This window comes from Thalassotalea sp. G20_0 (assembly GCF_017744175.1).
Lineage (GTDB): Bacteria > Pseudomonadota > Gammaproteobacteria > Pseudomonadales > Endozoicomonadaceae > Endozoicomonas.
Genome location: NZ_JAGHQV010000367.1, coordinates 1 through 714 on the forward strand (window position 1 = coordinate 1; position 714 = coordinate 714).

Annotated in this window: 1 protein-coding gene; it reads right to left on the minus strand. The window is 45.5% G+C overall.

Translation table 11 applies throughout. From position 1 onward, the window contains the following. Positions 1 to 397: hypothetical protein (locus J7438_RS26540; RefSeq protein ID WP_209279023.1), on the minus strand; the 397-nt coding region annotated here is incomplete at its 3' end. Positions 398 to 714 lie beyond the last annotated feature (317 nt).

Sequence of the window (714 nt, forward strand, 5' to 3'; positions counted from 1 at the left end):
ACATGGAGGAAATATTGGTGACCAGTGCCCGGTCGAGTGGTTTGCCCTTAACGTCCTCGTCTTTGCCCTCCTGCCAGCCCTCTTTCAAGCAGGGCAGCGTCAGGAAGGCCTTCACGTCCTTATCTTTTGGTAAGCCTTTGCCATTACACATGGAGGAAATATTGGAGACCAGTGCCCGGTCGAGCGGTTTGCCCTTAACGTCCTCGTCTTTGCCCTCCTGCCAGCCCTCTTTCAAGCAGGGCAGGGTCAGGAAGGCCTTCACGTCCTTATCTTTTGGTAAGCCTTTGCCATTACACATGGAGGCTATTTGTTTCAAGCATGGGTTATCAGCAATCGACTGAATGTTTTCCCCGGGTACTTCTGCAAACTCCTTTATCTGAGTCTTCGATTTGAGCATACTCGTAAGGCAGCTGGTATTTGTAATCTGCTGGGTATTTACAGCTAAAAAGAACGTGTTAGCCTTAGCAAAATAACCTTCGAAAGTCTGATAATCTTTAACAATGCTGAAGTTTTTTAACTTGGAAAAGAGCGAGTGTGCGGGCGGCTTACCCCTGTCTCGCGCTAGTTGGATTTTCCTGTCATTGAGCGTTTTCAGCAGTATCCCGGCATTCTTTAGTACTGCTTGTATTTCTTGATTATTTAAATGTATTCGTAGTTCATTTTGCTGACTTACAGAAAATTCTGAAATTGCTGTTTCACTGTTAATTTCTGTAG